Origin of the sequence: Haliea sp. (assembly GCF_040222615.1) — a bacterium.
Classification (GTDB): Bacteria; Pseudomonadota; Gammaproteobacteria; order Pseudomonadales; family Halieaceae; genus Haliea.
In genome coordinates, this window is the sequence record NZ_JAVKCQ010000228.1 from 1 (window position 1) to 2469 (window position 2469).

Genomic DNA, 2469 nt, shown 5'->3' on the forward strand with positions numbered 1-2469 from the left:
CGCTGCCGCAGTTCAGTCGCGAAGAAATCTCCGCCATGGCCGGCATGGATTACCCGCAGCTGGCCCAGCGCATCATCGAGCCCTTTGTCAGCGACAGCATTCCCCCAGATGACTTGAGGCAGATCATCGCCGACACCTACGCCGTATTCCGTCACAATGCGGTCGCGCCGCTGGTGCAGATTGGCCACAATCAGTGGGTGTTGGAGCTGTTCCACGGCCCTACCCTGGCGTTCAAGGACTTCGCCCTGCAGCTGCTCGGACGCCTGCTGGACTATGTGCTGGAGCGCCGTCAGCAGAAAGTTGTGATCATGGGCGCGACTTCCGGTGACACCGGCTCCGCGGCGATTGAGGGCTGCAAGCGCTGCAAGAACATCGATATCTTCATCCTGCATCCCCACGACCGGGTGTCCGAGGTGCAGCGCCGGCAGATGACCACGGTGGTGGGCGACAACATCCACAACCTGGCGATTGAGGGGAACTTCGACGATTGCCAGGCCATGGTCAAGGCGACGTTTGGCGACCGCGGTGTGCTCCCGGCGGACCGTGGCCTGGTGGCGGTAAACTCCATCAACTGGGCCCGGATCATGGCCCAGATTGTGTATTACTTCTACGCTGCCGTTGCCCTGGGTGGCCCCGCGCGGCCGGTGGCGTTTTCGGTCCCGACCGGCAATTTCGGCGATATTTTCGCCGGCTACCTGGCCCACCGGATGGGACTGCCGGTGGCCAAGTTGATTATCGCCACCAACCGCAACGATGTGCTGCACCGGGTGATGACCACGGCGACCTACGGCCGGCAGTCGCTGGAACATACCCTGTCGCCGAGTATGGATATTACCGTCTCCAGCAACTTCGAGCGCCTGCTGTTCGACCTCTACGATCGCGATGGTGCGGCTGTGAACAAGCTGATGAGAGACTTCGACCAGGGCGATATCCACTTTTCCGAAGCTGCCATGACCCGGGCGCGCGCGCTGTTCAGTAGCTACCGGGTACCGGACGAGGAAACCTGCGCCCAGATCGCCTCGACCTGGCAGGATTGTGAGTACCTGCTGGACCCGCACAGCGCCATCGGGGTGAAGGCGGCGCTGGCATCCGGTATCGGCGATGGCATCCCGGTGGTGACCCTGGCCACCGCCCACCCGGCCAAGTTCCCGCAGGCCATCCAGCGCGCGGGGATCGGTACCGAGGTGGCGCTGCCCCTGCATCTTGCAGACCTGTTTGACCGCCAGGAGCGCTTTGAGGTGCTGCCCCGGGACCTGGCCGCCGTGCAGGCCTTCATGGCGAACCACCTGGGCGCCTGAGCGCCCGTGCTGACCCGCAGGCTGACCCGCCGCCAGGCCGAGGCCGCCCCCGGGCTGCTGCAGTCGGGTCTGCACCCGCTGCTGGCCCGGGTCTACAGCGGCCGTGGAGTGACCGATCCCGCCGAACTCAAGCTGTCTCTGCAGGAACTACTGCCTCCCACGGGTTTGCTGGGTGCCGCGGAGGCGGGGGTCCTGCTCGCGGATGCCATTGCCGGAAACAGGCGTCTGCTGATTGTCGGCGATTTTGACGCCGATGGCGCTACCAGCACGGCGCTGGGGGTCAGCGCCCTGCGCGCCCTGGGCGCCAGCCACGTCGACTACCTGGTGCCCAACCGCTTTGAATACGGCTATGGCCTGACCCCGGAAATCGTGGCGCTGGCGGCAGGGCGGCAGCCAGACCTGATCATTACCGTGGACAACGGCATCTCCAGTATTGAGGGCGTGGCGGCGGCCCGGGTGCTGGGTATTGCCACCCTGGTCACGGACCACCATCTCGCCGGCCGCGAACTGCCGGCAGCAGACGTCATCGTCAATCCCAATCAACCGGACTGCAGATTCCCCAGCAAGGCCATGGCGGGAGTCGGGGTGATCTTCTACGTGATACTGGCACTGCGGGCGGAGCTGCGTCGGCGCGGCTGGTTTGCCGGCCGGGGTTTACCGGAGCCCAGCCTCACCGACTGCCTCGACCTGGTGGCCCTGGGGACGGTGGCGGATGTGGTGCCCCTGGATCGCAACAACCGGATCCTGGTGGCGGCGGGGCTGCAGCGTATCCGCAGCGGCCGCGCACGGCCGGGCATTGCCGCATTGCTGGAAGTGGCCGGGCGCGCCGCCGCCGGTGTAGTTGCCTCCGACCTCGGCTTCGCTGTCGGGCCGCGGCTCAATGCGGCGGGCCGGCTGGACGATATGTCGGTGGGCATCGAATGCCTGCTGGCGCCCTCCACGGGCATAGCCCGGGACTACGCCGCGCGCCTGCAGCAGCTGAACCAGGACCGGCGCCAGATCGAACTGGGCATGCAGCGGGAGGCACTGTCACTGCTTGATGGCCTGCCGCTGCGGCAAGACGATGGCAGTCCGCCGGCGGCAATAGCCCTGTACGAGCCGGGTTGGCACCAGGGGGTCATCGGTATCCTTGCCTCCCGGGTCAAGGACCGGCTGCACCGCCCCACCATCG

At 66.3% G+C, this 2469-nt stretch carries 2 protein-coding genes; both read left to right on the plus strand.

Annotated elements, in window-relative coordinates:
* Positions 1 to 2 precede the first annotated feature (2 nt).
* Positions 3 to 1298, plus strand: coding sequence for a threonine synthase (gene thrC / locus RJQ10_RS18035; RefSeq protein WP_350148774.1), 1296 nt, complete (start codon positions 3 to 5; stop codon positions 1296 to 1298).
* Positions 1299 to 1307: 9 nt separating this feature from the next.
* Positions 1308 to 2469: DHH family phosphoesterase (locus RJQ10_RS18040; protein ID WP_350148775.1), on the plus strand; the 1162-nt coding region annotated here is incomplete at its 3' end.